The 26,714-nt window shown below is 68.7% G+C and carries 23 protein-coding genes, 1 pseudogene and 2 riboswitches; of the genes and pseudogenes, 9 read left to right on the top strand and 15 right to left on the bottom strand.

What is annotated here, in order from left to right; all coding sequences use genetic code 11:
* Window positions 1–38 precede the first annotated feature (38 nt).
* The 8 genes from ileS to OZ671_RS10240 all read right to left on the bottom strand — a co-directional run bounded on the left by ileS (window position 39) and on the right by OZ671_RS10240 (window position 9,622).
* Window positions 39–2,948 (bottom strand): isoleucine--tRNA ligase, encoded by a 2,910-nt coding sequence (gene ileS / locus OZ671_RS10275; protein WP_268860673.1) that lies wholly within the window; start codon window positions 2,946–2,948, stop codon window positions 39–41.
* 309 nt (window positions 2,949–3,257) lie between these two features.
* Window positions 3,258–4,826, bottom strand: coding sequence for an aminomethyl-transferring glycine dehydrogenase subunit GcvPB (gene gcvPB / locus OZ671_RS10270; RefSeq protein ID WP_268860672.1), 1,569 nt, complete (start codon window positions 4,824–4,826; stop codon window positions 3,258–3,260).
* Window positions 4,827–4,839: 13 nt separating this feature from the next.
* On the bottom strand, window positions 4,840–5,136 hold the full coding sequence (locus tag OZ671_RS10265; RefSeq protein WP_268860671.1) for a hypothetical protein: 297 nt from the start codon (window positions 5,134–5,136) through the stop codon (window positions 4,840–4,842).
* Window positions 5,133–6,491: an aminomethyl-transferring glycine dehydrogenase subunit GcvPA gene (gcvPA, locus tag OZ671_RS10260; RefSeq protein ID WP_268860670.1), complete on the bottom strand. Its 1,359-nt coding sequence runs from the start codon at window positions 6,489–6,491 to the stop codon at window positions 5,133–5,135. The genes OZ671_RS10265 and gcvPA overlap by 4 nt, the downstream gene beginning before the upstream one ends.
* A 17-nt stretch (window positions 6,492–6,508) precedes the next feature.
* Window positions 6,509–6,991 (bottom strand): OsmC family protein, encoded by a 483-nt coding sequence (locus OZ671_RS10255; protein WP_268860669.1) that lies wholly within the window; start codon window positions 6,989–6,991, stop codon window positions 6,509–6,511.
* A gap of 15 nt (window positions 6,992–7,006) precedes the next feature.
* Entirely contained in the window at window positions 7,007–7,384 is a 378-nt protein-coding gene (gcvH, locus tag OZ671_RS10250; protein WP_038310044.1) for a glycine cleavage system protein GcvH, read from the bottom strand.
* A gap of 73 nt (window positions 7,385–7,457) precedes the next feature.
* Complete coding sequence (gene gcvT, locus OZ671_RS10245) at window positions 7,458–8,597, bottom strand: glycine cleavage system aminomethyltransferase GcvT (protein WP_268860668.1); 1,140 nt, start codon at window positions 8,595–8,597, stop codon at window positions 7,458–7,460.
* 77 nt (window positions 8,598–8,674) lie between these two features.
* A riboswitch (glycine riboswitch) is annotated at window positions 8,675–8,805 on the bottom strand.
* A riboswitch (glycine riboswitch) is annotated at window positions 8,806–8,914 on the bottom strand. It abuts the riboswitch before it with no gap.
* Window positions 8,915–9,001: 87 nt separating this feature from the next.
* Window positions 9,002–9,622 (bottom strand): hypothetical protein, encoded by a 621-nt coding sequence (locus tag OZ671_RS10240; protein WP_268860667.1) that lies wholly within the window; start codon window positions 9,620–9,622, stop codon window positions 9,002–9,004.
* Window positions 9,623–9,871: 249 nt separating this feature from the next.
* Here OZ671_RS10240 and OZ671_RS10235 point away from each other — a divergent pair, with 249 nt between their 5' ends.
* The 5 genes from OZ671_RS10235 to OZ671_RS10215 all read left to right on the top strand — a co-directional run bounded on the left by OZ671_RS10235 (window position 9,872) and on the right by OZ671_RS10215 (window position 15,928).
* Window positions 9,872–11,050: a pyridoxal phosphate-dependent aminotransferase gene (locus OZ671_RS10235; RefSeq protein ID WP_268860666.1), complete on the top strand. Its 1,179-nt coding sequence runs from the start codon at window positions 9,872–9,874 to the stop codon at window positions 11,048–11,050.
* A 204-nt stretch (window positions 11,051–11,254) separates the two neighbouring features.
* Window positions 11,255–12,439 (top strand): two-component system sensor histidine kinase NtrB, encoded by a 1,185-nt coding sequence (locus OZ671_RS10230; protein ID WP_268860665.1) that lies wholly within the window; start codon window positions 11,255–11,257, stop codon window positions 12,437–12,439.
* A gap of 3 nt (window positions 12,440–12,442) precedes the next feature.
* Window positions 12,443–13,087: a response regulator transcription factor gene (locus OZ671_RS10225; RefSeq protein WP_268860664.1), complete on the top strand. Its 645-nt coding sequence runs from the start codon at window positions 12,443–12,445 to the stop codon at window positions 13,085–13,087.
* A gap of 142 nt (window positions 13,088–13,229) precedes the next feature.
* A complete protein-coding gene (locus tag OZ671_RS10220; RefSeq protein WP_038310034.1) occupies window positions 13,230–13,685 on the top strand; it encodes a (2Fe-2S)-binding protein in 456 nt (151 codons plus the stop codon).
* 11 nt (window positions 13,686–13,696) lie between these two features.
* Entirely contained in the window at window positions 13,697–15,928 is a 2,232-nt protein-coding gene (locus OZ671_RS10215) for a xanthine dehydrogenase family protein molybdopterin-binding subunit (protein WP_268860663.1), read from the top strand.
* Window positions 15,929–15,955: 27 nt separating this feature from the next.
* Here the strand turns inward: OZ671_RS10215 and cobT are convergent, their stop codons facing one another.
* A complete protein-coding gene (cobT, locus tag OZ671_RS10210) occupies window positions 15,956–16,993 on the bottom strand; it encodes a nicotinate-nucleotide--dimethylbenzimidazole phosphoribosyltransferase (RefSeq protein ID WP_268860662.1) in 1,038 nt (345 codons plus the stop codon).
* Between the two features lie 128 nt (window positions 16,994–17,121).
* Here cobT and cobS point away from each other — a divergent pair, with 128 nt between their 5' ends.
* From cobS to OZ671_RS10195, 3 genes are read left to right on the top strand one after another with little or no spacing between them, the layout of a single operon-like run.
* Window positions 17,122–17,904, top strand: coding sequence for an adenosylcobinamide-GDP ribazoletransferase (cobS, locus tag OZ671_RS10205; RefSeq protein WP_268860661.1), 783 nt, complete (start codon window positions 17,122–17,124; stop codon window positions 17,902–17,904).
* Window positions 17,905–17,907: 3 nt separating this feature from the next.
* On the top strand, window positions 17,908–18,111 hold the full coding sequence (locus tag OZ671_RS10200; protein ID WP_328286351.1) for a DUF1289 domain-containing protein: 204 nt from the start codon (window positions 17,908–17,910) through the stop codon (window positions 18,109–18,111).
* Entirely contained in the window at window positions 18,108–18,824 is a 717-nt protein-coding gene (locus tag OZ671_RS10195) for a retropepsin-like aspartic protease family protein (RefSeq protein WP_268860660.1), read from the top strand. Before OZ671_RS10200 ends, OZ671_RS10195 begins: the two co-directional genes overlap by 4 nt.
* Window positions 18,825–18,940: 116 nt before the next feature.
* On the opposite strand, the gene OZ671_RS10190 is transcribed toward OZ671_RS10195, so the two are convergent.
* Both OZ671_RS10190 and OZ671_RS32075 read right to left on the bottom strand, forming a co-directional pair.
* Window positions 18,941–22,477 (bottom strand): autotransporter domain-containing protein, encoded by a 3,537-nt coding sequence (locus OZ671_RS10190; RefSeq protein WP_268860659.1) that lies wholly within the window; start codon window positions 22,475–22,477, stop codon window positions 18,941–18,943.
* A 48-nt stretch (window positions 22,478–22,525) separates the two neighbouring features.
* Window positions 22,526–22,678, bottom strand: a pseudogene (locus OZ671_RS32075) (autotransporter-associated beta strand repeat-containing protein); the annotation flags it as partial.
* 469 nt (window positions 22,679–23,147) lie between these two features.
* Here OZ671_RS32075 and OZ671_RS10185 point away from each other — a divergent pair.
* On the top strand, window positions 23,148–24,668 hold the full coding sequence (locus OZ671_RS10185) for a bifunctional metallophosphatase/5'-nucleotidase (RefSeq protein WP_268860658.1): 1,521 nt from the start codon (window positions 23,148–23,150) through the stop codon (window positions 24,666–24,668).
* A gap of 30 nt (window positions 24,669–24,698) precedes the next feature.
* Here the strand turns inward: OZ671_RS10185 and OZ671_RS10180 are convergent, their stop codons facing one another.
* The 4 genes from OZ671_RS10180 to OZ671_RS10165 all read right to left on the bottom strand — a co-directional run bounded on the left by OZ671_RS10180 (window position 24,699) and on the right by OZ671_RS10165 (window position 26,671).
* The gene (locus OZ671_RS10180; protein WP_268860657.1) at window positions 24,699–24,974 is read right to left on the bottom strand and encodes a hypothetical protein; all 276 of its coding nucleotides are present in this window, start codon (window positions 24,972–24,974) and stop codon (window positions 24,699–24,701) included.
* A 105-nt stretch (window positions 24,975–25,079) separates the two neighbouring features.
* Window positions 25,080–25,346 carry a hypothetical protein gene (locus tag OZ671_RS10175; RefSeq protein ID WP_268860656.1) on the bottom strand — a complete coding sequence of 89 codons (267 nt, stop codon included), beginning with the start codon at window positions 25,344–25,346 and terminating at the stop codon, window positions 25,080–25,082.
* Window positions 25,343–26,107, bottom strand: coding sequence for a hypothetical protein (locus tag OZ671_RS10170; protein ID WP_268860655.1), 765 nt, complete (start codon window positions 26,105–26,107; stop codon window positions 25,343–25,345). Before OZ671_RS10170 ends, OZ671_RS10175 begins: the two co-directional genes overlap by 4 nt.
* Window positions 26,108–26,206: 99 nt before the next feature.
* Window positions 26,207–26,671, bottom strand: coding sequence for a DUF4376 domain-containing protein (locus tag OZ671_RS10165; protein WP_268860654.1), 465 nt, complete (start codon window positions 26,669–26,671; stop codon window positions 26,207–26,209).
* Between the last annotated feature and the right edge of the window lie 43 nt (window positions 26,672–26,714).

Here is a 26,714-nt window from a genome sequence, read left to right as displayed (position 1 = left end):
GCGGACGCCGGGTGTCCGGCGCCCTCGCCGCGACCGTGTCAAAGGGCGTGGCGCGCCTTCCATTCATGCATCGCCTGCGCGTCGCGCGGCGTGATGTCGGGATAGGCGGGGTCGGCGGTCTCCGGGTCGAAATATTTCCAGCTCCGGGCGCATTTGACGCCCGGCGCCTTGACCGGCACGACCGCGACGCCCTTCACCTCGTCGAGGCGGAAGGCGTCCGCCGGCCCCTCGCCCGCTGCGATGGTCGCGCCGGAAGTGATCGCCACCTCGGCCATGTCGATGCCTTCGAGGGCGGCGGCGAGATCGGCATCGGCCACGTGGATGACCGGCGCCGCTTCCAGCGACGATCCGAGCCGCTTGGCCGCCCGCTCGACCTCAAGCGCGCCGGTGACGACGCGTCGGACCTTGCGGATCTTGTCCCATCTCGCCGCCAGGTCCGGCGCGAGCCAGGCCGGGTCGGCGGCATAGAAGCCTGCGAGATGAACGCTGCCCTCGCGGCCATAGCGCTCCCACCAGGCCTCTTCCGTGGTGAAGGACAGGATCGGCGCGAGCCAGGTCGCGACCGCGCGGAACAGCTCCTCGATGACCGCAAGCGCCGTCCGGCGCACCGGCGAGGAATAGGGATCGCAGTAGAGCGTGTCCTTGCGCACGTCGAAATAGAACGCCGAGAGATCGACCGTCATGAAGTGGCTCAGCAGCGCGAAGACCTTCTTGTAGTCGTAGGCGCGATAGGCCTCGTGCACCGCCGGCGACAGTTCGGCGAGCCGGTGCAGCATCAGTTGCTCCAGCTCCGGGACACCGCTTGCCGGCAGGGGCGCGCCGTCGTGATGCTTCAGGGCGCCCAGCATCCAGCGGATGGTGTTGCGCAGCTTGCGATAGGTGTCCGAGGTGGTCTGCAGGATCTCCTTGCCGATGCGCAGATCGTCGGAATAGTCGGAGGCCGCGACCCAGAGCCTCAGGATGTCGGCGCCGGACTGCTTGATGACGTCCTGCGGCGCCACGGTATTGCCGAGCGACTTGGACATCTTGCGGCCGTCACCGTCCAGCACGAAGCCGTGCGTCAGCACGACGTCGTAGGGCGCCCGACCGCGCGTGCCGCAGCTTTCCAGAAGCGAGGAGTGGAACCAGCCGCGATGCTGGTCCGAGCCTTCCAGATACATGACCGTGTCGTTGCCGCCGTCGACCTTGCGCTTCAGCCCGGCGAAGTTCGGGAAGGCCTGCGGATCCTCGAGCGTGAAGGCGTGGGTGGAACCGGAATCGAACCAGACGTCGAGCACGTCGTCGATCTTGTCCCACTCCTTCGGATCATATTCGGGCTGCAGGAAGCGCGCGCCGTCGGCCGAAGCGAACCAGGCATCCGCGCCCTCCTGCGTGAAGGCGTCGCGGATGCGGTGGTTGACGACCTCGTCCTTCAGGATCTCGTTCGTGCCCTTCCTGACAAAGACGGCGATCGGCACGCCCCAGGCACGCTGGCGCGAGACCACCCAGTCCGGGCGGTTCTCGATCATGCCGTTGATGCGGTTCTCGCCCGAAGCCGGCACCCATTCGGTGTCGCGGATCGCCTTCAGCGCACGTTCGCGCAGCGTCGTGCCATCCGCATAGGGCTTGTCCATCGCAATGAACCATTGCGGCGTGTTGCGGAAGATCACCGGCTTCTTCGAGCGCCAGGAATGCGGATAGGTATGCTTCAGCCGGCCGCGCGCGACGAGCCGGCCGGCCGCGGCAAGCGCCTCGATCACGGCGCCGTTGGCATCGCCCTTGTCGCCCTTGTCGGTGATCACCTGGCGCCCGGCGAAGCCCGGCGCCTCTTGCGTGAAGCGGCCGTCGCCATCGACGGTATAGGGAATCGCCGTGTCGATGCCGCGCGCGGCAAGCGCCCGGCCATTGGCCATCCAGATGTCGAAGTCCTCCCGGCCATGGCCGGGAGCGGTATGGACGAAGCCGGTGCCGGCATCGTCGGTGACATGATCGCCGTCGAGCATCGGCACGTCGAAATCGTAGCCTCGGCCGCGCAGCGGGTGGGCCGCGGTGTAGCCGGCAAGCTCGGCCGCGGTGACATCGCGCAGCCGCGCGAAGCCCTCGACCTTGGCTGCCTTGAACATGTCGGCGGCGAGCTTGTCTGCAACGACATATTTGGCGCCGACCTTGGCCCAGTTCGTCTCCGGCGCGGCCGTGACCTCATAGAGGCCGTAGGCGACACGCTTCGAATAGGAGATCGCCCGGTTGCCGGGGATGGTCCAGGGCGTGGTCGTCCAGATGACCACGGCGAAATCCTGACCGAGGACCGGGAAGGCAGCGAAGATCGTGTCGCTCTGGTAGTCGTGATATTCGACCTCGGCCTCGGCCAGCGCCGTGCGCTCGACCACCGACCACATGACCGGCTTGGACCCGCGATAGAGCTGGCCGTCAGCCGCGAACTTCATCAGCTCGGTGGCGATCTGCGCCTCCGCCGCGAAGCTCATGGTCTGGTAGGGATGATCCCAGTCGCCGATCACCCCGAGCCGCTTGAACTCGCCGCGCTGAACGTCGAGCCAATGACTGGCGAAAGCCCGGCACTCCTTGCGGAACTCGACGATGGGCACGTCGTCCTTGTTCAAGCCCTTGGCGCGATACTGTTCCTCGATCTTCCATTCGATCGGCAGGCCGTGGCAGTCCCAGCCAGGGACATAGTCGCTGTCGAAGCCCGCCATCTGCTGCGACTTCGTGACCATGTCCTTCAGGATCTTGTTGAGGGCGTGGCCGATATGGAGGTGGCCGTTGGCATAGGGCGGGCCGTCATGCAGCACGAAGCGCGCACGTCCCCTCGCCTCGCGCCGCAGCCGGCCGTAGAGGTCCATCGCCTCCCAGGCCTTGAGGATCTCGGGCTCCTTCTCCGGCAGGCCGGCGCGCATCGGAAAGGCCGTCTCGGGCAGCAGCAGCGTCTTCGAATAGTCAAAGGGTTCGGACATCGGTCTCGACCGGATCAAGCGGCGGCCAGCGCCGCGCGGGGAAAAGGCGTTCGTCTTGGCTGAGAGAACCCGGACCTCCGGGCGCGCGTCACCGCGGCCTTGGGGAGGCCGGGCCGGTAATTCGCGAGGCGGCCGATGCCGCAGGGCGCAGACGACAGAGCATGCGGTCTCTTAAGGGGAAGAGGGCAGCCATGGCAAGCGCTTCGCGCGACTGCGGCCGCCCGCCCACGGATGGAGAGCGCCGTCGCCGGCCCCAAAAAGACGAGGCGGCTCGAAGGCCGCCTCGTCTCGATCATCGTATCGCCGCGCCTATTCGGCGGCCTCGGCATAGGGCGCCGGGGGTGTCCAGCGCAACACCGGGTTGCGCGCGGCCCGCGTCTCGTCGAGACGCCGGCGCGGAGCATGGTAGGGAGCCCCCTTGAACCGCTCGACGTCGCCCTTGACCGCACTCATGGCGAGATCGCGCAGGGTGGCGATGAACAGGTCGAGGGACGCCTTCGATTCCGATTCGGTCGGCTCGATCAGCATGGCGCCGTGGACGACCAGCGGGAAATACATGGTCATCGGGTGATAGCCCTCGTCGATCATCGCCTTGGCGAAATCGAGCGTGGTGACACCGGTATCCTTCAGCCAGGTATCGTCGAACAGTGCCTCGTGCATGCAGGGCTGATCGCCGAAGGGCAGGCTCATCAGGTCCGACAGGCTGGCCCTGATGTAATTGGCGTTGAGCACGGCATCTTCGGACGCCTGCTTCATGCCGTCGGCGCCGTGCGACAGCATATAGGCGAGCGCACGCACGAACATGCCCATCTGGCCGTGGAAGGCGGTCATGCGGCCGAATGGCTGCTCTCCCTTGGCGATGCCGCTCGCTTCCTCGACCAGCTCGAAACGCTCGCCGACATGGACGAAGGGATAGGGCACGAAAGCGGCGAGCCGCTCCGACAGCACCACCGGACCGGCACCCGGACCGCCGCCGCCATGCGGCGTCGAGAAGGTCTTGTGCAGGTTGATGTGCATGGCATCGACGCCGAGGTCGCCGGGCCGGGCCTTGCCGACGATGGCGTTGAAATTCGCGCCGTCGCAGTAGAAATAGGCGCCCGCCTCGTGGATCGCGGCCGCGATCTCGACGATCTCCTTCTCGAAGATGCCACAGGTATTCGGGTTGGTCAGCATGATCGCGGCGACTTCGGGCGTCAGCGCCGCCTTGACGTCGGCAACGTGCACCGTGCCGTCGGCCTGGGCCGGCACCGCCTTCACCTCGAAGCCGATGAGCGCCGCGGTCGCGGGATTGGTGCCATGCGCCGATTCCGGCACCAGCACGATCTTGCGGTGGCCCTCGCCCCGCGCCTCGAGCGCGGCCTTGATCGCCATCATGCCGCACAATTCGCCGTGGGCGCCCGCCTTCGGGCTCATGGCGACCGCCGGCATGCCGGTCAGCTCCTTCAGATAATGGGCGAGCCGGTCGATCAGTTCGAGCGCGCCCTGCACGGTCGACTGGGGCTGGAGCGGATGGACGTCGCCGAGGCCCGGCAGCCGCGCCATCTTCTCGTTGAGGCGCGGATTGTGCTTCATCGTGCAGGAGCCGAGCGAGAACAGCCCGGTATCGATGCCGAAGTTCTTCTGGCTGAGCCGCACGTAGTGACGCATCGTCTCCGGCTCTGAGAGGCCGACGAGACCGATGGCCCCCTCGCGCGCGAGGCCGCCGAGGCGCGACTTCGCGGCCTTCGGCTCGGGCAGGTCGACGCCGGTGGTCTCGGCGCGGCCGATTTCGAACAGCAGCGGCTCCTCGATCTCCAGGCCGTAATTGCCGGTGAAGGTCGGGTGGGCCTGGGCGGAGGCATCGCCTGCGGCGGTGGGGCGGCCCTGACGGTTCATCATGATCTCGCGTCCTTCAGTTCGACGGCCGAGTGGAGTTCGCCTGGCAGCGGTGCCAGCGCATCTGATAGCTCATCTCGCCGCGGCGGCCGTAGCACCAGCCGAGCGCGGCAAGGCGCCGGCCGTAGCCCTGGCGGCGATCGCAGGCCTGGCGGGTCGCGGGCGCATCGCCGCTGCCGCCACGGCAGAGGGTGTTGGCCTCGGTCCAGAGGCGGACGAGGCCGCGGGCATCGCTGCGCGGGCCGGCGGCGGCATGGCCCGCAAAGCCGGTGCAGACGACGGCAGCCGCCGTCAAGGCCAGGGCGCCCCTCATGCGAGCGCCGCCTGGAGCGCCGCGACGAAGGCCGCGCGGTCCTCGTCGGTGTTCACTTCGGTGCTGGCGACGATGATCAGGTCCTTCTCGGCCTTGTCCGAGGGCCAGAGCCGCGAGGCCGGCACGCCGGCGAGCACGCCCTTCGCCGCCATCTTTTCGACGACCGCCGCAGCGTCGCCGGCGACGCGAATGGTGAACTCGTTGAAGAAGCTCTTGTTGAGAAGCTTGGCGCCCGCGACCCCTTCGAGCCGCTCGGCGAGGTCGCAGGCATTGGCGTGGTTGATCGCGGCGAGGCGCTTCAGCCCCGCCTCGCCGAGCAGGCTCAGGTGGATGGTGAAGGCAAGGCACATCAGCCCGGAATTGGTGCAGATGTTGGAGGTCGCCTTTTCCCGGCGGATATGCTGCTCGCGCGTCGACAGGGTCAGAACGAAACCGCGTCGGCCTTCGGCATCGACGGTCTCGCCGCAGAGCCGGCCCGGCATCTGGCGCACGTATTTCGACCGGGTGGCGAACAGGCCGACATAGGGGCCGCCGAAATTCAGGCCGACGCCGATCGACTGGCCCTCGGCCACCACGATATCGGCGCCCATGGCGCCGGGCGAGGTCAGCGCGCCGAGCGACACGACCTCGGTGACGACGGCGATCAGCAGGGCGCCCGCGCCCTGCGCCTTCTCGGCGATCGCTCTCAGGTCGTGCAGATTGCCGAACACGTCGGGTGTCTGGATGACGACGCAGGAGGTCTCGCCGTCGATGGCGTCGGCCACGGCCTTCAGGTCCGCGCCGGCATCGTCGGGATTGGCCTTGAGCGAGACGATCCGGTCGGAGGCCATGCGCGACACGGTCTCGATCGTGTCGCGGTAGTGCGGATGCAGGTTGCCGGCGAGGATCGCCTTGTTGCGCCGGGTCACCCGGTGCGCCATCAGCACCGCCTCGGCCGCGCCGGTCGAGCCGTCATACATGGACGCATTGGCCACATCCATGCCGGTCAGCAGCGCGACCTGGGTCTGGAACTCGAACAGATATTGCAGCGTGCCCTGGGCGATTTCGGGCTGATAGGGCGTATAGCTCGTCAGGAACTCGGAGCGCTGGATCAGATGGTCGACACTGGCGGGCACGTGGTGCTTGTAGGCCCCCGCCCCGACGAAGAAGGGAACCGAGGAAGCCGGCACGTTCTTCGCCGCCATCGCCCCCATGATCCGCTCGACCTCGAGCTCGCCCTTGGCGGTCGGCAGGTCGGCCAGGCCGGTCATCAGCTTGCCCTTGGGCACATTGGCGAAGAGCTCGTCGACCGAAGCGGCACCGATCTTGGCGAGCATGTCGGCGCGGTCTTCGGCGGTCAGCGGCAGGTAGCGCATGAGGCGTCGGGTCCAGTTCAGGCGATGATCGGATCGGAGGCTTCGACCACGACCTCGGCACGGACCGAGTTCGCGATGTAGCACTCCTCATGGGAGCGGTGATGCAGGTGGTCGATGTCGGCGCGGCTCGGCAGGCGGTCGCCGGAGAAGGTCACCGCCGGCCGCAGCGTCACGGTCGAAACGTAGAGCTTGCCCTTGTCGTTCGGGCTCATCACGCCTTCCGCCTTGTCGACGTAGGAATCGACTCGGAAGCCCTGCTTGGCCGCGAAGGCCAGGAAGAACAGCATGTGGCAGGACGAGACGGAGGCGACCAGCGCCTCCTCCGGGTCGACCGCGTCCTCACGGGAGAACGGCACGCGCACGCTCGACGGCGCCGACGAGGCGGGCACCGCGACGCCGCCGTCGAAGCGCCAGACATGCGCCCGCGAATAGCGGTTGTCGGTGAAGACGGCAGCCGCCTCCCGGTTCCAGGCGACCTCGGCGGTGTAGCTGTGCGCCATGACCTGCGCCCCGTGTCAGGAAATCGAGGACAGGAACGCCTGGTAGGCCGCCTCGTCCATCAGGGCGTCGAGCTCGGCCGGATCGGCGATCTTGAGCTTGACGAACCAGCCCTTGCCGGCCGGATCCTCGTTGACGGTGCCGGGGGCGGCCTCGAGCTCGGCGTTGACGGCGATCACCTCGCCGCCGACGGGCGCGTAGATGTCGGAGGCCGCCTTGACGCTCTCGACCACAGCGGTGCCGTCGCCCTTGGCCACCTTGCGGCCGATCTCGGGCAGCTCGACGAAAACGACGTCGCCGAGCTGCTGCTGGGCATAGTCGGAAATGCCGATCGTGCCGGTATCGCCTTCGACGGCGATATATTCGTGGTCCTTGGTGTAGCGGATCGTGGCCATGGGAAGTTCCTCTGGATGGCTATCATGTGAGGCACGGTGCCGGCCGGGCCGGATGCTTGAGCTTCGCCCGACGTCAGCCGCGGAAGTAGCGGTGCGGCGCGAACGGCATGGTGACCACCTTGGCGGGCAGGTCCTTGCCGCGCACCTCGAGCAGCACCGGCGTGCCCGGCTCGGCGAAACGGCTGTTGACGTAACCCATGGCGACCGGGCCGTTGACGGTCGGTCCGAAGCCGCCCGACGTGACCATGCCGATGGCGGCGCCGTCGGCCGCCTTGATCGGGGTGCCCTCGCGCGCCGGCGCCCGGCCGTCGGGTACGATGCCGACCCGGCGGCGCGACGGTCCCTCGGCAAGCTCGCGCTGGATGCGCTGGGCGCCCGGGAAGCCGCCTTCGGTGCGGCGGCGCTTCTGGATCGACCAGGTGAGCCCGGCCTCCACCGGCGAGGTGGTGGTGTCGATATCGTGGCCGTAGAGGCAGAGGCCGGCCTCCAGGCGCAGGCTGTCGCGGGCGCCGAGGCCGATCGGCTTGACCCGCGGGTCGGCGGTCAGCCTCTGCCAGATAGCAGCCGCGTTCTTGGCTTCGATGCAGAGCTCGAAACCATCCTCGCCGGTATAGCCGGAACGGGAGGCGTGGACGAACATGCCGTCGAGCTTGGCCTCGATGAAGGTCATGAACGGCGTTGCGGCAATGCCGGGAATGAGATCGTCCAGCACGGCCGCGGCCTTCGGGCCCTGCAGCGCGACCAGCGCCAGGGTCGGGTCCGGCTTCAGGCTGACACCGGCGGGAAGCCGCGCGGCGATATGGGCGAAATCCTGGTCCTTGCAGGCGGCGTTGACCACCATATAGGCCCAGCCTTCGTAACCGGCGTAACCCGACCGGGTGATCATGAGGTCGTCGAGGATGCCGCCGTCCTCGGCGGTGAGTTGGCTGTAGCGCTGCTGGCCGGGCTTGAGGTTGAGGATATCGGCCGGCACCAGCGCCTCGAGCGCCCGCGCCGTGGTCTCCCAGTCCGGTCCGACGACGAAGGCCTGGCCCATATGGCTGACGTCGAAGAGGCCGGCGTCGCTGCGCGTCCAGTTGTGCTCGGTGAGCACGCCGGTCGGATATTGCACCGGCATGTCGTAGCCGGCGAAGGGCACCATCTTGGCGCCGGCATCGACGTGGAGCTGATGGAGCGGGGTCTTGTGCAGCGGCCCGGAAACGGTCTCAGCCATTGGTCATCCTGCATCGGCGCGCGAACAGGCCCGGGGCGATGGCCCGGACACGCTCGAAACGCGGGCTTGTCGCCCGCTCGCGCCCCTCTGTCGCAGGAACCTGAGAGATTCACCGGGGCCCGAAGGCCAGAGCACCCCGGCAGGGCGCCCTATCGGCTTACTCCGTCGGTGGGCCGGGTTTGGACGCCAGGCCGCTTTCCAGAATGCCGATCCCCCGGCGGTCCTTTTGCCTGAGAGGTTCCGGGGCCGTTGCTCCTTCGGCGCCGGGAGATCTTCAGAACGTAACAAGACCACCCGGACTCTCCCGCCGGGTTCATAAGGCACACCTTGGCAATGACCGCATCGGCAGCCGGAGTCAAGGCGCGGCTGTGGGCCGCGCGCCGTTGGTCCGCAGCGCGCGGGCGTCAGTGGCCGCGGCGGGCCTGGCGGCCGCGCTGACGCTGCTGCGGCTGGGCCATCGTGTCGAAACCGACGAAGATGATGTAGTTCTGTAGCTCTTCCGGCGGCGGCAGGGCGAAGGCGACCTGGTCCTCGATCTGGGTGAAGGAGACGTTCGGCGAGCCGGCCGGCACATCGATCGGCACCGTGTAGAGCCGCGACCAGATCGGCTGCGACAGGCCGCGGGTCACCGCGATGCGGATCGGCAGGCTGAGCCGCGCGCTGCCCTCGGCCTTCGGGCCGGACAGCACGCGTCCCTCGACGCCGACCTTGACGATCATGGTCTGCCCGTCGATGCGGCATTCGCGCGCAAGATCGGTAATGGTCGCCTGGTACCGCAGCTCGGTCGGTCCATCGCCGCCCTGGCGCCAGACGTTGGAGCCGTCGCGCACTTCGATGCGCGGACACAGGTTCTCCTGCAGCGCCTGCGGGCCGGCCTGCACCGGCTGGCCGAACAGCGCATTGTGGACAGGCGAGCCGACGCCCGGCGCCGGCTGCGCCGCAGCCTCGGGCGACTGGCTCTGACCGCCGCCGAAAAGATTGCCACCACTGGTGCCACAGCCCGCGAGACCGGCCGCAAGACCCATTACCAAGGCGATTCGGGCCGTTGCCCGGCCCGTCAAACCAAATCTGCGCAGCACGTAAGGGCCCCTGATAAGCTTTTGCGACCGGGGCTTATAGCAAAGCCAGTCGGGCGGAACCAAGGCCTGATGACGGACCCCGTCCAGGAGCACCATCGCCTTTGGTGATGGACTTCCGTCGTGATTTTCATGAGAAGGGCAGCTTCGCCGCGGCTATGCTGCGCAAACGCCCTTTTTGAAAGCCAGCGCCTGCCCATGACCTCATCCCTCCTCGCCTCGCTCCGCCCGGAAGCCACGGAAGCGCCGGCCAGCGGCATCGTCGAACTGTCGAAATATGCCCGGGCGGCCGGCGACGTGATCCAGCTCTGGGTGGGTGAAGGCGACATGCCGACGCCCGCCTTCATCAGCGAAGCCGCGACCCGCTCGCTGGCCGCGGGCGAGACCACATATACGTGGCAGCGAGGCATTCCCGAGCTTCGCCAGGCGATCGCCGCCTATGCGTCCAACCTCTACGGCCGCCCCCTGTCCCCGGAGCGCTTCTTCGTCTGCGGCTCCGGCATGCAGGCGATCCAGATCGCCATGACCATGGTGGCCGGCCCCGGTGACGAGGTGATCATCCCCTCACCGACCTGGCCGAACGCGCCGGCCGCCGCGGGGCTGCGCGGCGCAACGCCCGTTCTGGTCGAGCTCACCCACGGCAATCGCGGCTGGCAGATCGACCTCGAGCGGATCGCCGCGGCGATCACGCCGCGGACGAAGGCGCTTTTCGTCAACACGCCGTCGAACCCGACCGGCTGGACCGCGACGCGCCAGGAGCTCGTCGACATTCTCGCGCTGGCCCGCAAGCATGGGCTCTGGATCATCGCCGACGAGATCTATACCCGCTTCGTCTGGACCGGCGAGGCCAAGCGCGCGCCCTCGTTCCACGACGTGCGCGAGGACGGCGACCGCATCCTGTGGGTCAACACCTTCTCCAAGAACTGGGCCATGACGGGCTGGCGCATGGGCTGGGTTGAAGCCGACCCTGCGCTCGGCGACGTGATCGAGAACCTCATCCAATATTCGACCTCGGGCTCGCCGATCTTCATCCAGCGGGCCGGCATTGCCGCGCTCGAGCGCGGCGAGAGCCTCGTCGAGCACCAGATCGCCAAGGCCCGCAGGGCGCGCGACATCGTTTCAGCCGCGGTGGAGCGGACCGGCCGCTGCCATTTCTCGCGGCCCGACGGTGCCTTCTACCTGTTCTTCGGCATCGAAGGCGTGACCGACTCCATGGCCGCCGCCATGCGCCTCGTCGATCTCGCCAAGGTCGGCCTTGCGCCAGGCTCCGCCTTCGGCGCCGGCGGAGAAGGCCATCTGCGGCTCTGCTATCTGCGCTCGCCGGAGCAGATCGAGATCGCTGCGGGCCGGCTCGCCGACGCTATCAGGCAGCTCTGATGGGTGGCCTGCCGGTGACGAGCCGCAACCAGCCCTTGCGTACATGACCTAACGGAAAATACCATGAATGCGCCTGACGCGACAGGCTCATTCGGTGTTGCGTGACATCCGGGGCCGTAGCATGCTCTGCGCGCTGGGGCGTATCGGCGCCGTCGCCGGAGGTGCCTTCGCCCCCTTGGTGATGCGTCCGGAGCCGATGCCGCCGTGAGGAGGTCCTCCATCGAGCAGATCAAGAAGGCGTCGCTGACGGTCTCGGAAGCCCGTCTGTCCAGCGTGCTGGACATTGCCGCCGACGGCATCGTCGTGGTCGACGAAAGCCGGACCATGCTGGTGTTCAACAAGGCTTGCGAGACGCTCTTCGGCTGGACCGCCGCGGAGGCCATCGGCCGCCGTGTGGACCTGATCCTCGGCCCCGTCCTTCAGGGCGCGGGCGACGACGCGGATGCGGGCCTTGCGGTCGAGCCCATCGTCGGCGGCGGCCGCGAGGTGGCCGGGCGACATCGCGATGGCACCGCCTTCCCGGTCGAACTGTCGGTGGCGGAGGCGGCGACGCCCGACGGGCGCCAGTTCATCGCCATCCTGCGCGATCTGCGCCCCCGCAAGGAGGCGGAAGAGCGGCTGAACCAGTTGCAGACCGACCTTCTGCACATGGCCCGCGTCTCGGCGGTCGACGAAATGGGGGCTGCGCTGGCGCACGAGTTGAATCAGCCGCTGACGGCGGTGATGCTGTATCTGCAGGCTGTCGGGCGGGCCCATGACAAGGCGACCGACGCGCACCGGCGCGGCGAGATCGGCGCCCATCTCGACGACACCATCCGGTCGATCCTCGGCAAGGCGCAGCGGGAAGCGGAACGGGCCGGCAACATCATCAGGCGCATGCGCGATTTCGTCGAAAAGCGCGAGCCCGAGCGCCGCCTCGTCGATCTCAACGGCCTGGTCGAGGAGGCGGTAGAACTGACGCTGCTCGGCTATCGGCCGGGCGCGCGCGTCGTCCGGCACCTGCGCAGCCCCCTGCCCGCCGTGCGGGTCGACGCCGTGCAGATCCAGCAGATCGTCGTCAATCTCATGCGCAACGCGCTCGAGGCGGTGCGCGGCGGCGGCCAGGAGCGGATCTGGATCGAGACCCAGGCCAAGGACGGCACGATCCGCTTTTCCGTGCGCGACAGCGGCCCCGGCGTGCCGCCGGAAGCCATGCCCCACCTGTTCCGCGCCTTCGCAAGTACGAAGAGAACCGGACTGGGCCTCGGTCTTGCGATTTCCCGGGCGATCGCCCAAAACCATGGCGGGGATCTGACCGTGGATCCCGGCGGCAATGGACGGGGCGCGTGCTTCTCCCTGGTGCTTCCGGAACCGGCGGACGAGGATGCCGGACGCGACGGGATGCGGTGAACCATGGCGACTGCGGCCAAGACCATCTATGCGCATCGGGACATCTTCGTCGTCGACGACGATCCGGCCGTGCGCGATGCGCTCGGCGTCGTCCTGTCGATGGAAGGCTTCTCGGTGACCGGCTTCGCCGACGGCGCGAGCTTTCTCGCCACTGCCCGCAGCCAGGTGCCGGCCTGCGTCATTCTCGACGTGCACATGCCCGGCCGCTCGGGCCTCGACATCCTGAAGGAACTCAACGCCCATCACTATCCGGCGCCGATCTTCATCATTTCGGGCCAGGGTGACATTCCGATGGCGGTCGATGCCATCAAGCATGGCGCGCTCGACTTCATCGAAAAACCCTTCGATGCCGACACCGTCGTCTCGCGGGTTCGCGAAGCGATCGACCTGTCGGCCCGGCGCGCCGCCGCCCCGACGACGCCGATCCTGCGCCAGAGCTTTCCAGGCGCCGAACTGCTCACGCCGAGAGAGCGTGAGGTTCTCGGCCAGATTGCCGGAGGCGCGTCGAACAAGGAGGCGGGCCGCCATCTCGGCATCAGCCCGCGCACCATCGAGGTGCACCGCGCGCGCATCATGGAAAAGCTCGGGGCGAAGAATGCCGCCGACCTCGTGCGCATCGTCCTGACCGAGATCAGGGCCAGCGCCTGACCGCAGGCCGGGCGGCGACCGAACGGGCCGCCATGCCGAAGCCACCCGTCTTCACGATTGCGTGTCGCGTTGCGTCCGCGCGCGCAACCGCCCTATTCTGTCGCCAGTCTCGTTTCCCTCCCACTTCGCCTGGCGAGGCCCCATGCTGACCCTCGACATCAATGGCCGGTCGGTCACGATCGACGCGGAGGCGGACATGCCCCTGCTCTGGGCCATCCGCGACCATGCCCAATTGACCGGCACCAAATTCGGCTGCGGCCAAGCCCTGTGCGGGGCCTGCACCGTCCATGTCGACGGCCAGCCGACGCGCTCCTGTTCGCTTCCCGCGGGCGAAGCCCAGGGCCGCAAGATCACCACCATCGAGGGCGTCTCCGGCAGCGTCGCGGAAGCGGTGCAGGCGGCCTGGCGCAAGCTCGACGTCGTCCAGTGCGGCTATTGCCAGTCCGGCCAGATCATGAGCGCCATCGCCCTTCTGACCGAGAACAAGGCCCCGAGCGACAGCGATATCGACGCCGCGATGGACGGCAATATCTGCCGATGCGGCACCTATGTCCGGATCCGTGCGGCGATCCACGACGCCGCCCGGACGCTGGCGTGAGGGAGGCGGCCATGAGCACTGCACCCAGGACCGGCCGCGGCGATCCCGCCCTTCTGTCGGCGGCCGCCGCGGACGAGGCCTTCGCCGCGACACGGCGTTCGTTTCTCGCCGGTGCGGCCGGCACGCTGATCGTCGCGGCGCTGGTCGGCCCCCGCGGGGCCGAGGCTGCGGACGCCTGCCAGTTCAGCAATGTCACGGCCAATCCGAACGCCTTCGTCAGGATCGGCGCCGACAATACGGTGACCGTGCTGGTCAAGCATCTCGACATGGGCCAGGGTTGCGCCACCGGCCTGACCACCATCGTCGCCGAAGAGCTCGACGCCGACTGGAGCCAGATGCGCGCGGCCTTCGCACCCGCCGATCACCGGCTCTACAACAATTTCGCCTTCGGCCCGATGCAGGGCATCGGCGGCTCGACCGCGATCGCCAATTCCTGGACGCAGTTGCGCAAGGCCGGGGCTGCCGCCCGGCAGATGCTGATCGCCGCCGCGGCCAGCGAATGGAACGTCGCCGCCGGCGAGATCAAGGTCGAGCGCGGGGTCGTCCGCCACGGCACGCGCCAGGCCACGTTCGGCGAACTCTCGGCCAGGGCCTCGACCATGACCGTGCCGGCCGACCCGCCGCTGAAGGAGCCGGCGAACTGGGTGTTCATCGGCAAGGACAAGGCCGTCGGCCGGGTCGACAGCCTGGGCAAGACCTCCGGCCAGACCGTGTTCTCGATCGACGTGCGCCGCCCGGGCATGCTGACCGCGGTGGTGGCGCATGCGCCGAAATTCGGCGCCAGGGTCAAGGCCTTCGATGCCGGCGCGGCCCGCCAGGTGAAAGGCGTCGTCGATGTCGTGGAAATCCCGAGCGGGGTCGCGGTCGTCGCGCGCGACACCTGGTCGGCGATCAAGGGCCGCCAGGCCTTGAAGGTGGTCTGGGACTTTGCCGGTGCCGAGACGCGCTCGTCCGACGCCATCATGGCCGAGTTCCGGCGCCAGGCCGGCCAGCCTGGCCTCAGCGCCGGTCGCCGCGGCAATGCCGAAGGGGCGATCCGCGGCGCGGTGCGGATGCTCGAAGCCGAATTCACCTTCCCCTATCTCGCCCATGCCCCGATGGAGCCGATGAACGGCGTCATCGAAAAGCGGGCTGACGGCGTGATCGAGGCCTGGGCCGGCTTCCAGATGCAAACGCTGGAACAGGCCGCGATCGCCGCGATCTGCGGCGTGTCGACGGCAAAGGTCCACCTCAACACGCTCCATGCCGGCGGCTCGTTCGGCCGGCGCGCGACGGCGGCGTGCGACTATGTCTCGGAAATGAGCCATATCCTCAGGGCGGTCGGCTATCGCGCGCCGATCCATCTCGTCTGGACGCGCGAGGACGACATGACCGGCGGCTACTACCGCCCCATGGTCTATCACCGCATTCGCGCGGGACTGGACAGCCAGGGACGGATCGCCGGCTGGGACCACCGGATCGTCGGCAAGTCGATCCTGATCGGCACGCCGCTGGAAGCCTCGCTGGTGGCCAACGGCGTCGATGCGACGACCGTCGAGGGCGCCCGCAACACCCGCTACGCGATCGACAGCCTCGCCGTCACGGTCAGCAATGGCCGCGAAGGCGTGCCGGTGCTGTGGTGGCGGTCGGTCGGCCACACCCATACCGCCCAGGCGATCGAGGTGATGATGGACGAACTGGCGGAGGCCGCCGGCAAGGATCCCCTCGCCTATCGCCTGAGCTATCTCGACAGGGCGCCGCGCGATGCAGCCGTCCTGAAGCTCGCCGCGGAAAAGGCCGGCTGGGGCCAGCCGCTGCCGGCCGGCCGCGGTCGCGGCATCGCCGTGCACGAGAGCTTCAACACCCATGTCGCCATGGTCGCCGAGGTGACCGTCACCGGCACGCAGGTAAAGGTGGACAGGATCGTCGCCGCCGTCGACTGCGGCATCGCCGTCAATCCCGACGTGGTCCGGGCCCAGATCGAGGGCGCGATCGGCTTCGCCCTGTCGTCGGTGCTGCGCAACCGCATCACGCTGAAGGACGGCGAGGTGCAGGAGCGCAATTTCGACGCGTTCGAGCCGACCCGCATGTCGGAAATGCCGGTCGTGGAGGTGCATATCGTGCCCTCCACGCTGTGCCCGACCGGCATCGGCGAGCCGGGCGTGCCCCTGGTCGGGCCGGCCATTTCCAATGCGGTGTCGGCGGCGACGGGCAAGCGCATGCGCTCGCTGCCGCTCGATCTTGCCGGCATCGGCGGCGCCTGAACCGGGACGCCGCGCAGGTCTTCGCCGTCAGTGCGCCCGGCGGCTGACCGCGGCCTGCTCGAAGGTCGCCATGCCATTGTGCACGGCGACCGCGTTCTTGACGATGCCGCAGGCGAGCGCCGCGCCCGACGCCTCGCCGAGGCGCATGCCGAAATCGAACAGCGGGCGCTTGCCGATGCGCTCCAGCACCCGGCCATGGGCCGGCTCGGCCGACCGGTGGGCGGCAAGGCAATGATCGAGGCTGGCCGGCTCGAGCGCATGCAGGATGGCTGCGGCCGCGGTGACCACATAGCCGTCGAGCAGGACCGGGATGCGCTGCAGCCGGGCGGCGAGGATGGCACCGACGAGCGCGGCGATCTCGCGGCCGCCGACCCGGCGCAGCACTTCCAGCGGGTCGGACAGGTGGTCGCTGCTGCGCTGGACGGCGCGGCCGACCGCCTCGGCCTTGCGCTTCAGTCCCTCGGCATCGACGCCGGTGCCCGGGCCGATCCAGTCCTCCGGGCGCCCGCCATAAAGCGCGAGATAGACGGCCGCGGCCACCGTCGTATTGCCAATGCCCATTTCGCCGAGGCACAGCAGGTCCGTGCCGCCGGCGATCGCCTCCATGCCGAAGGCGATGGTGGCTGCGCAGCCGGGCTCGTCCATGGCATCCTCGACGCTGATGTCGGGCGTCGGCAGATCGATGGCGAGATCGAACACTTTCAGGCCAATATCGTTGGCGACGCAAAGCTGGTTGATGGCGGCGCCGCCGGCAGCGAAATTCTCCAGCATCTGGCGGTTGACGCTGTCCGGGAAGGCCGAGACGCCCTGGGCGGTGACGCCATGGGCGGTGGCGAAGATGGCGACCAGCGGCCGGTCGACGCGCGGCTTCGGATTGGCCGACCAGGCCGCGACCCATTCGACGATCTCTTCGAGGCGCCCGAGCGAACCGGCAGGCTTGGTCAATTCGGCATCGCGCGCCTTCACCGCCGCGACGGCCGTCCTATCGGCCTCCGGCAGGCGGTGCAGGAGGTCGCGGATATCGTCGAAGGGAAGGCCCGACGGATTGGGGGGCGGCAAGGCCATGGCATGGGGTCCTGAAGCTGCGAACGCGCCGGACGGTTAAAGGCTCAGGCCCGCCAAGACAAGCCGGCCGGGCGAGGCATGGCAGGGACCATGGCCCGGCGCGCCGTTCCGGGCTAAGTCATGCCGCCATGACCGACCCGACACTCTGGCGCGACACGCTCAAGGCCCTGCGCTTCTTCTCCCGCCTGCCGCTGCCGCCGCTTCCCGGCGAGGCGGACGCCCATGGCCCGCCGGATTTTTCTGCCCTGGCCCGCGTCGTGCCGCTGGTCGGACTGGTTCTCGGCGGCCTTGCGGGCCTCGCCCTGGTGCCGGCCGCCCTCGTCTGGCCGCCGGTCGTCGCGGCGCTGATCGCAGTCGGCCTCGGCATCGTCATGACCGGTGCCTTCCACGAGGATGGACTGGCCGACACGGCCGACAGTTTCGGTGGCATGACGATCGAGCGGCGCCTGGAGATCATGAAGGACAGCCGCATCGGCACGTTCGGCGCCGCCGCACTGATCATCGCGCTGTCGCTCAAGACCGCGGCGATCGCAAGCCTGATCGCCGATGTCGGCGCCGGCCGCACGGCCCTGGCGCTGGCTGCCGCCGGGGCCGTCTCGCGCATGGCGGCGATCGCCCTCGTCGTCTACCTGCCGCCCGCCCGCACCGATGGCGCCGGCCAGGCGGTCGGCGCGCCCTCCGCCGATGCCTGGCAGACCGGCTGCCTGCTCGCCGCCGGGCTCGGCTTTCTGGCATGGCCCGCGGCGGGTTTCGTCGGCGCCGTCCTCGGGCTTGCCGCCGCGGCCGGCCTCGCCAACCTCGCCTTGCGCTTTGCCCGCACCCATGTCGGCGGGCAGACCGGCGACCTCGCCGGCGCCACCCAGCAATGTATCGAGATTGCCCTTCTCCTCACTTGGCTTATCTTTGCCTGAGCCATGCCGGATCCCCAGACGCGCCCCCGACCGATCGAGACGCCCTGCGTGAGGATCTGCGTGATCCACCCGCTTCACGGCATCTGTGAAGGCTGCGGCCGGACGCTCGCCGAGATCGGCCGCTGGTCGACATTCTCGACCGAGGAGCGCCGGCGGATCATGGCCGAGCTGCCCGACCGCCTCACCGAGATCGCGAGCGACTCATGACCTCACGTGCCCTGTTGTGGATCCTGCTCGGCGCCGTCGGGCTCGCCGTGCTGGTCGCCGCGATCCGATCGAACGGCATCGAGGCCGGCACGCTCGATGCCGGCGACTATGCCTCGCTTCTCGGCCTGACCATGCTCGCCGCCCTCACCGGGGCAAGCGTGATGGGCATGTTCCGCGGCCGCGCCGGCGATGCCGTCCAGGCGGCGATCGCCTGGCTCGCCATCTTCGCCTTTCTCGGCGTGATCTACACCTATCGTTTCGAATTCGAGGCCGTCGGCCGCCGCCTCGCCGCCAATCTGGTGCCCGGCCTCGCCACCGAAGGCGTCACCGGCGCGCGGGAGGTCACCATACCGCGCGGCCCGGGCGGTACCTATTCGGTGCGCGTTTCGGTCAATGGCGCGCGGGCCGTGCCCATGCTGGTCGATACCGGCGCCTCCTCGCTGGTGCTCAGCGATGCCGATGCACGGCGCGCCGGCATCGCCGTCGACAGTCTGTCGTTCAACATCGCGGTTTCGACCGCCAACGGTCAGGCCATGGCGGCGGCGATCATGCTCGACAAGGTGGAGGTCGGGCCGATCGTCGCGCGCCAGGTCCGCGCCCTCGTTGCCCGCCCGCAGGCGCTCAATGCGAGCCTGCTCGGCCACACCTTCCTCGATCGTCTCGACGGCTACGAGGTGCGAGGCGGCCGCATGGTGCTGCGTGGGGCGAACTAGCGAATGGCGAATGGCGAATGGCGAATGGAGGGATGCGAGCGATCGAAACTCCTGACGAGCCCGTAGGACGCCCCCGGCGCCGTCGCACCCCTACTCGCTAATTCGCCATTCGCTCCTCACCAGACCTTGCGCAAGCCCAGAGTGCCGCGGATCGCCTGATGGCGCTCGCCGAGCTCGGCTTCCATCGACGAGGTCAGGCTGAGCCCGCTTGCGAAGCGCAGCTCGGCTCCGGCGGCGGCGAGCGCCGTGTGCATGGACGGGCGCGCGCCGAAGACGGTGAAGGCGGAATTGGGAAGGGACTGGAAGCTCGCTTCGACCGAGCGCTGGGTGGTCGGCTGATAGGCCCAGGCGAGGCGGCCATAGGCAATGAGGTCGGTCCCCTCGGCGAGCTGGGTCTTGCCGTCCAGCCGGATGCCGAGCTCGGTGCGCGCCGTCGTGTGGCTGCGGGCGGCGAAATCGAGGCCGAAGACACCGCCGGCGGGCCGCGTCGCTTCGCTATAGCGCGGCGCTGAATAGCCGATCACCTCGACGGCGCCATAGGGCGTCAGCCCGAAGCCCTGCCAGCCGAAACGCCAGCCGGCTTCGAGCCGGCCACCGAAGGTGTGGGCAGTCAGGCGCGAGCGATAGACCTCGGGACCGGCGAGATCGACATTGCGGTTGATGTCGAAGCTGTTCCAGCCATAGGCCATGGCCGCCGAGACATAGGCCGGGCCGAGCCGAGTCGAGCCGTAGAGGCCGATCTGGAACAGGTCGCCCGTGCCGCCGCCCCGGCCGCCGAGGCCATAGGAGGTGCCGCCGCCGGCGAGCGCAAAGCCGACGAGCGTATCGGGCGTCAGCCGGCGGTCGGCACCGGCCGCGACGCCATAGATGCCGCTGCTATGGGCATTGGCGCCGGTCGCCGGATCGGCATTGAGCCGGCTCGCCTGGCCGAAGGCTTTCGTCCAGAGGCTCCAGCCCTGGACGGTGCCAGGCATGCCGGGTCGGCCCGCCGGCGGATCGGCCATCTGGATCAGCGAGGGGCTCGCTCCGTTCGCGAGAGCGCCGCGCGCACCCGCCATCGGATCGAGCATCAGATTGAGGAAAAGGCTCGCCGCCCGCAGCGCCGTCTCTTCCGTGCCGGTCGCGGCCTCGCCGCTCAACCGGCTCAGGGCCTGCGGCAGCGCCGACTGGGACAACAGATAGAGCGGGATGAAGGCCGAGACGTCGGCGCCGCCGACCAGGGCGCGGTCGATCGCCGCGGCGACATTGGTGGGATTGATCGGCGTGCCCGGCGGCAGCAGCGGCACCAGCCGGTTGGCGCTCAGCGACAGTTCGACATCCGTGGCCGTATAGCTGACCGTTGCCGCGATGGCCGGCGTGAACGTGCCGCTGGTGGAAACCGCGTCGAACGTGCCGCTGCGCCCGCCGGCGGCCGAAAGCAGCGTATAGGTCGTGCCGAAGCGGAGGCCACGGTCGATGCCGACCAGCGAGAGCGTGCCGGCAAGGCTCGCCGCGCCCGTCACGTTCAGCCGGTCGGCCGATGTGCCGGAGACTTCGATGACCGTGGTGCTGCCGGCATTCAGGACGGCATTGCCGGCAACCGTCATCGTGCCGATGGAATTGCCCGGTGCGAGCGTGCCGTTGAGGACGAGCCCGCCGATCGTGCCGGTGCCGCCGAGCGTGCCGGCGGTGTCCACGGTGACGGCCGAGACCAGCGATCCGTTGACGACCAGCTTGCCCCCCTCGACGATGGTCGGGCCGGTATAGGTGTTGGTGCCCGACAGGGTGAGCGTGCCGGTGCCGACCTTGACGAGCGAACCGCCGCTGCCCGCGCAGCCGCAGCCGTCGGTGATGGTGCCGCTGACTTCGGTCGAGAGATTGTTGCCGCCAACGGTAAGCTGGACTGGTCCGAGAATGAATTCGCCGGCGCCGGCGATCGAGCCGACCGACAGCTTGTCGTCGTTGTTCGGGCCATAGCTGCCGCTGAAGTCGACGACGCCGCCGGCCTTGGCGGTGATCTGGGCATTGCCGCCGGTCGTATTGTCGAAGAACACCAGCTGGGCGCCGCCTTCCACCGTGATCGTGGCGCTGGCGGCCGTGGCAAAGCCCTGGAAGAAGAGGAGCGAGCCGCTCTTGTTGAGAATGACGGCCTGCTCGGCGGAGGTGACTTCGTCCGGCGACGGGGACTGACCGAAAGCGATCACCCCGCCGTTCTCGTTGATGATCATTGCGGAGCCGGCGCGCGCGGACAAGGCAAAGCCGATGAAACCGCCATTGACGATCCGCGCCTGCCCCGCTGTGCTGTTCTCCACGAACAGGAGACCGGCACCGGCCTCGTTGACGATCGAAGCCTGCCCGGCGCTCGACGATGCGAAAAAGAGCAGGACCTGGGAGCCGGCCTTGTTCAGAATGGTCGCCTGATCGGCCGAGGGCGTATCGGTGGCCCAGCCCGTCGGCGTGCCAAAGATCAGGGCGCCGCCCACGTCGTTGACGATATGCGCCGTGCCGGCGCGCGCCTGGCCGCTGAACAGGATCTCGCCGAAATTGCTGATGGACGCAGCGCCGGCCGTGCTGTTGTCGGTAAAGGCGAGTGTGCCGTTGTTGACGATCGCCGCCGTGCCGGCGCTGCTGGACTCGCGGAAGGTCACGCCGCCCGGGGACAACCCATTATTGGTGATATTGGCATTGCCGGCCGTGCTGGTGCCGTAAAAATTGACTTCGCCGCTCGTCGCCACGGTGGTGCCGGCCAGCGTGCCGTTGACGATGTTGAACGTGCCGTCATTGACGAGATTGCCGACGAGCGAGCCGGCGCGCGCCGCAGTGCCGAGCTGGAGTATCGCATCGACATCGATGGTCGTGCCGCCGGTATAGGTATTGACGCCCGACAGGATCGACAGGCCGGTCATCGGCCCGTTGAGGATCTGCACCGCACCCGCGCCGGTGATGGCACCGGCAAAATCGGCATTGACGAGCTGCAGCAGCATGGCCGGGTTGGAGCCGGTCGCGAGCGTGCCGGCGCCGGACAGGTTCTTGAGCGCCGCGTCGAAGCCGTTGAGGTCGAGCGTCGCCGCCGCGTCGATCCGCGTGGAGGCAAGGGTCGGGCTGTTCGTTCCGAATGCGGCCGTGTCGGTTCTGAGCGTGCCGCCGGCAATGTGCAGATTGACGTTGGCGGGCGGCGACATGCCGATCGACGCGAGGACAACCGTGCCGGTATCGCCGGTCGAGCCGAAGGTGACGGTGCCGTTGGTGCCGAGATCGATATTGGGGCCAGCCAGGGTGAGCGTGGTCCCCGTCGCGGCCGAGATCATCGCATCTATATTGGCCTCGACCTTGAAATTCCCGGCCAACGTGGCATCGACCGCCGCGCGCAGCCCGCCGCCATTCAGGACCACCGACGTCCCACCGATCGCATCGGCATGGCCGATTTCGATCGTGCCGGCATTGACGGTGAGCGAGAGGCCGAGAAACGGATTGGCCGCCGTCAGGGCGAGCGTACCAGCTCCCGCCTTGGTGAGCGTGGTCCAGAAGAACGGATTCGAGATTTCACCGGCCTGCACCGCCCGCCCGGACGCGACGTCCAATGTGAGGCTTCCTCCCGCCAGGGGCGAAATGAGGTCAATCGCATTGTTCAACGTGACGCCGTCGCGATAGCCGATGGTGACGACCGGGGCCATCACTTGCACACGTCCGGTTCCGAACGCCGTGCTGCTGCCTGCGATCAGTGTCCCACCAGCGATCTGAGTATTGGCGGTATAGGTATTGTTGCCCGACAGGAGCAACGAACCTGGCCCCCATTTGACCAGAACATCGGCAAGGGGGTCTCCTCCAGAAACCACACCCGCCTGCTCGGCAGAGCCGACCGGAACATCGAGCATAGTCGCACCCGGCCCGACCGTGAGCCCGCCCGCATTGACCTGGCCATCCGTATAGGTGGTCGACTGCGCCGATGCTGCGCCCGCCAGTCCAACCGCCAAGACTGCCTGCGCCGCCGCCAGTGCCATAGCACGTGGAACGCGCCTGCCATGCCGCCGCGCTTCGTACGGCTTTTCCAGCACCAGCATGTCGCGTCTCCCCCAGGCGCTACAACTGGAAATAGCCTATAGATTCACACCCGTGGCAAGCGAAATGTAAGCTTGATGTCGCTGGGGAAGTCGGGCTGTTTCATTTCCGCAACGGCGCCTTTTGTGATCATCCGGCGGAACACAGGCCGCGCTCCGCCGCGTCACAAGGCGGCAACCTTCCGGCGAGACGATCAGCGCCTGCCCGTTCGCCCACGCCTTGCCGAAACGCCTGATCGCTGCGCATTGTCCGCGCCGACCTGTCCCGATTGCCCCGGAGCTTCACATGCCGCTCATCTCCCGCCGCGACACGCTCTCCGTCGGGCTCGGCGCCGCCGTGACCGGCTTCGCCGGGGCGGACCAGGCCGCGGCCGAGCGGCGCGCGCCGACGCTGACCCTGCTGCTGGTCAACGACATCTACAAGATGGGGGAGGAGAACGGCCGCGGTGGCTTTGCCCGGCTCAATGCCGTCGTCAAGGCCGAGCGGGCGCGCGGTGTGCCGATGCTCTACGTCCATGCCGGCGACATGTTCTCGCCCTCGCTCATGTCCGGCTTCGACCAGGGCGCGCATACGGTCGAGCTCGTCAACCTCGCGCCGCCCGACGTCTTCGTGCCCGGCAACCACGAATTCGACTTCGGGCCGGAGGCCTATGCCGCGCGCCGGCGCGAGGCGAAGTTCGCCTATTTCGCCGCCAATATGCGCGACGCCGACGGCGCGCCGCTGCCCGGCCACGAGGACGGCCGGATCTTCGACCTCGGCGTCGCCAAGCTCGGCGTCTTCGGCGTCGCCCTGCCGAACACGGCCGAGGTCTCCTCGTCGGGCGACATCCGGTTCAGCCCGACCATGGAGACCGTGCAGCGCGAGGCGGCGCGGCTGCGGCGCGCCGGCGCCGACCTCGTCGTCTGCTGCGCCCATACCGACCGCGCCGACGACCTGAAGATCGTGCGCTCGCGCCTCGTCGACGTGCTGCTGACCGGGCACGATCACGACCTGGCGCTGACCTATGACGGCCGCACGGTGATGGTGGAGAGTTCCGAGGAGGGCTATTACGTCACGGCGATCGACCTGACGCTGGGCACGACGGGCGAAGGCGCGGAACGGCGCACCACCTTCACCCCGGCCTTCCGGGTTCACGACAGCCGCAGCGTGACGCCGGACCCGGCGACGCTCGCCCGGGTGCAGGAATACGAAAAGCTGCTCGCCCAGGAGCTCGACGTGGTGATCGCGGTTCTGTCGGGCGAGCTCGACAGCCGCACCGCCATCGTGCGCTCGCAGGAGACCGCGATCGGCGACCTCATCGCCGATGCCATGCGCGAGGCGACCGGCGCCGATGTCGCGGTCATCAATGGCGGCGGCATCCGCGGCAACCGGGTCTATCCGGCCGGCCACCAGCTCACCCGCCGCGACGTGCTGAGCGAGCTGCCCTTCGGCAACCGCACCGTGGTGGCGCCGGTTTCGGGCGCCGACCTGAAGGCGGCGATCGAGAACGGCGTCAGCCAGGTGGAGCATCGCGCCGGCCGCTTCCCGCAGGTCTCCGGCCTCACCGCCATCGTCGACCGGTCGCGGCCGGCCGGCGACAGGGTGGTGGCGATGACGGTCGGCGGCGCGCCGCTCGACCCTCAAAGGATCTACCGCGTCGCGACCAACGACTTCATGCTCAAGGGGGGCGACGGCTACGGCATGCTCGGCGCGCGCGTGCAGGACGCCGACCTCAAGGGCAAGCTGGTCGCCTCCGACGTGATGGTGCATGCCCGCCGGCTCGGCACGATCGCGGCGACCACGGGCGGGCGGATCCGCTTCCTGTGAGCCTCGAGCCCGCGGCCGGCGGAGCCGCCGTCACGGCCCCCGTCCGCGCGCGCCCTCGAGGATCTGCCTGATGACGCGGATGTCGCCCTGCATGGTGGCGATGGTGTCGCGGTCGCGTTCGGTGCGCTCCTCGATGCGGCGCACCCGCTCGGTGATCTCGCTCTTGTCCGCGCGGATGCGCTCGATCAGCCTGACATCCTCCGCCTTCAGTTCGCGCACGTCCGCCTGCATATAGGCGATGCCCATGCTGACGCCGACGATGGTCGTGGCGATGGACCAGAAATTGAGATCGAGATTGATCTTCATCGCGCCCTCGGCCGCCGCCAGCCGCAGGCGGCGATGCCGCTCTCGACCGTCTCGTCGATCCAGATCTGATCGCGCGTCGTCTGCCCCCTGACCGGAAAGCCGGGATCACCGAAGACCCGGCACTCGCCGCGGGCGACACTCGCCGGCCGTGACGTCCCACAACCCGCCATCGTCATAACAAGCGCGGACAGGACCGCGAGCCTTGCGTGCCGCATCTTCGGCCTCCCTGTTTGCCGTGTCGATTTCGGTGAGGACCTCGCGCCGGCCGGTTTCCCTGATCCGGTCGACGGCGAGCCAGCCCGCGGCGAGCGCGAGGCCGATGCCGGCTGCGGCGGCGATCGGCCGCCAGTTCGCAAGGAGCTGCAACATCACGCGGGGCTCCGGCTGATCGTGACGCGGCCGGACAGGACCAGCCAGGCGACGATGCCGCCGGCGGCCAGCACCAGGCCGAGGGCTGCCAGCGCCCAGCCATTGGCAATGCCGCCGAGCGCGGGCAGGGCCGCGACGCCGCCGGCAAAGAGGCCCCCGGTGGTGAGCGCGGCGGCGCTCTCGGCCGGCTTGACCTCGTCGGGGCGCGCCGCGTCGGGCGCGACATCCGCCGGCTGCGGCCCGGCCTTGTCGGCAGCCTTCAGCGCGTCGAGGAAGTTCCTGTGGTAGCCGGCGATCAGCCGGGCCTTGTCGGTGCCGTTGACGATGCGCCGGGCGCCGACCGGATCGTCCTTCACCGCGCTGAAGAAGTCGGCGAGGCGCTTACCCGTGAACAGCCCCTCCTCCATGCCCCGGAACAGCGCCGGCAGGGCCTTCTCCCAGGTCAGGAGCTGGCCCGGCCGGCGTGCGCCGAACAGGCGGTGGTTGCGCTCCCAGGTGACCTGGACGAGCCCTTCGCCGACCCAGGGGTAATAGGGCTTGGACCTGAGATAACCCTCCCCGCCCCGCTCCCGGATCGGCTGCAGCGCGGCGCCGGTCTCATGGAAGGCGGTCGCCAGCATGTAGGCGAGCCACCTGACATCGGTGAGATGGGAGGCGTCCCACTCGTCGAGGATCCGCGTCAGGCCGTCGACCTGAGCGGAAGACAGCCGGCCGCCGAACGGCGCCCGGCGCGCATAGGCAAAGAAGGTCCGCCGGTCGAACATGGACCGCTTCCTTGTGGTTGGGGTGGACTGGGAAGGCGAACGCCAAAAGCCCGGCGCGGGCGGCGCCGGGGTGGGTGGGCTCATTGGTGAGGTGTCAGGTCAGGTCGCGTAGGCCGCGTCGATCTCGGCCGTCGTGGTAATTGTGCCGGCGGCTACGGCATCGTCGATGTCGCGGTTTTTGGCGAACATGGACTGCACGTAGGCGGAAAGGGCGTCGCCGATCGCGATCACCTGCGCCGCGGTCAGCGTGACGTAATGGCCGGGAGAGATTTTCCAGGGATCGATCGTGAAACCGGAAGCGGCCACCGCCTGGACATAGGCCGCCGTCACCACCGCGCGAGTCGTCGCATCCGCCGGCACCGCGACGCCGCCGACATCGACGGTCGCCGCCTCGATGATCTCCCAGCGCCGGCGGGCGGCATAGGCGACCAGGTCGACCGGCGGCGGTTCGTAGGGCGCGATCGGGATCTCGCGCGCGATCAGCTCGTCATATTCGCGGTTGCCGGGGGCGACGGGGATGGAGATTTCGGTAGGGCCGGCGAAGCCGGCCGAACCGCTCACCATCAGCTAATACAACATGGACTGATTGTCCGTTGGCAGAGTCCCG

Source organism: Phreatobacter sp. AB_2022a, assembly GCF_026847585.1.
GTDB lineage: Bacteria > Pseudomonadota > Alphaproteobacteria > Rhizobiales > Phreatobacteraceae > Phreatobacter.
Note: the sequence above shows the minus strand (reverse complement) of the source record. Positions and strands in the feature narration are given on the sequence as shown.

Bases quoted from the DNA above. Each gene is read 5' to 3' on its own strand.
- ileS (WP_268860673.1), bottom strand. From the start codon at position 2,948: ATGTCCGAACCCTTTGACTATTCGAAGACGCTGCTGCTGCCCGAGACG.
- gcvPB (WP_268860672.1), bottom strand. From the start codon at position 4,826: ATGATGAACCGTCAGGGCCGCCCCACCGCCGCAGGCGATGCCTCCGCC.
- OZ671_RS10265 (WP_268860671.1), bottom strand. From the start codon at position 5,136: ATGAGGGGCGCCCTGGCCTTGACGGCGGCTGCCGTCGTCTGCACCGGC.
- gcvPA (WP_268860670.1), bottom strand. From the start codon at position 6,491: ATGCGCTACCTGCCGCTGACCGCCGAAGACCGCGCCGACATGCTCGCC.
- OZ671_RS10255 (WP_268860669.1), bottom strand. From the start codon at position 6,991: ATGGCGCACAGCTACACCGCCGAGGTCGCCTGGAACCGGGAGGCGGCT.
- gcvH (WP_038310044.1), bottom strand. From the start codon at position 7,384: ATGGCCACGATCCGCTACACCAAGGACCACGAATATATCGCCGTCGAA.
- gcvT (WP_268860668.1), bottom strand. From the start codon at position 8,597: ATGGCTGAGACCGTTTCCGGGCCGCTGCACAAGACCCCGCTCCATCAG.
- OZ671_RS10240 (WP_268860667.1), bottom strand. From the start codon at position 9,622: ATGGGTCTTGCGGCCGGTCTCGCGGGCTGTGGCACCAGTGGTGGCAAT.
- OZ671_RS10235 (WP_268860666.1), top strand. From the start codon at position 9,872: ATGACCTCATCCCTCCTCGCCTCGCTCCGCCCGGAAGCCACGGAAGCG.
- OZ671_RS10225 (WP_268860664.1), top strand. From the start codon at position 12,443: ATGGCGACTGCGGCCAAGACCATCTATGCGCATCGGGACATCTTCGTC.
- OZ671_RS10220 (WP_038310034.1), top strand. From the start codon at position 13,230: ATGCTGACCCTCGACATCAATGGCCGGTCGGTCACGATCGACGCGGAG.
- OZ671_RS10215 (WP_268860663.1), top strand. From the start codon at position 13,697: ATGAGCACTGCACCCAGGACCGGCCGCGGCGATCCCGCCCTTCTGTCG.
- cobT (WP_268860662.1), bottom strand. From the start codon at position 16,993: ATGGCCTTGCCGCCCCCCAATCCGTCGGGCCTTCCCTTCGACGATATC.
- cobS (WP_268860661.1), top strand. From the start codon at position 17,122: ATGACCGACCCGACACTCTGGCGCGACACGCTCAAGGCCCTGCGCTTC.
- OZ671_RS10200 (WP_328286351.1), top strand. From the start codon at position 17,908: ATGCCGGATCCCCAGACGCGCCCCCGACCGATCGAGACGCCCTGCGTG.
- OZ671_RS10195 (WP_268860660.1), top strand. From the start codon at position 18,108: ATGACCTCACGTGCCCTGTTGTGGATCCTGCTCGGCGCCGTCGGGCTC.
- OZ671_RS10190 (WP_268860659.1), bottom strand. From the start codon at position 22,477: ATGGCCCCGGTCGTCACCATCGGCTATCGCGACGGCGTCACGTTGAAC.
- OZ671_RS10185 (WP_268860658.1), top strand. From the start codon at position 23,148: ATGCCGCTCATCTCCCGCCGCGACACGCTCTCCGTCGGGCTCGGCGCC.
- OZ671_RS10180 (WP_268860657.1), bottom strand. From the start codon at position 24,974: ATGAAGATCAATCTCGATCTCAATTTCTGGTCCATCGCCACGACCATC.
- OZ671_RS10170 (WP_268860655.1), bottom strand. From the start codon at position 26,107: ATGTTCGACCGGCGGACCTTCTTTGCCTATGCGCGCCGGGCGCCGTTC.
- OZ671_RS10165 (WP_268860654.1), bottom strand. From the start codon at position 26,671: ATGGTGAGCGGTTCGGCCGGCTTCGCCGGCCCTACCGAAATCTCCATC.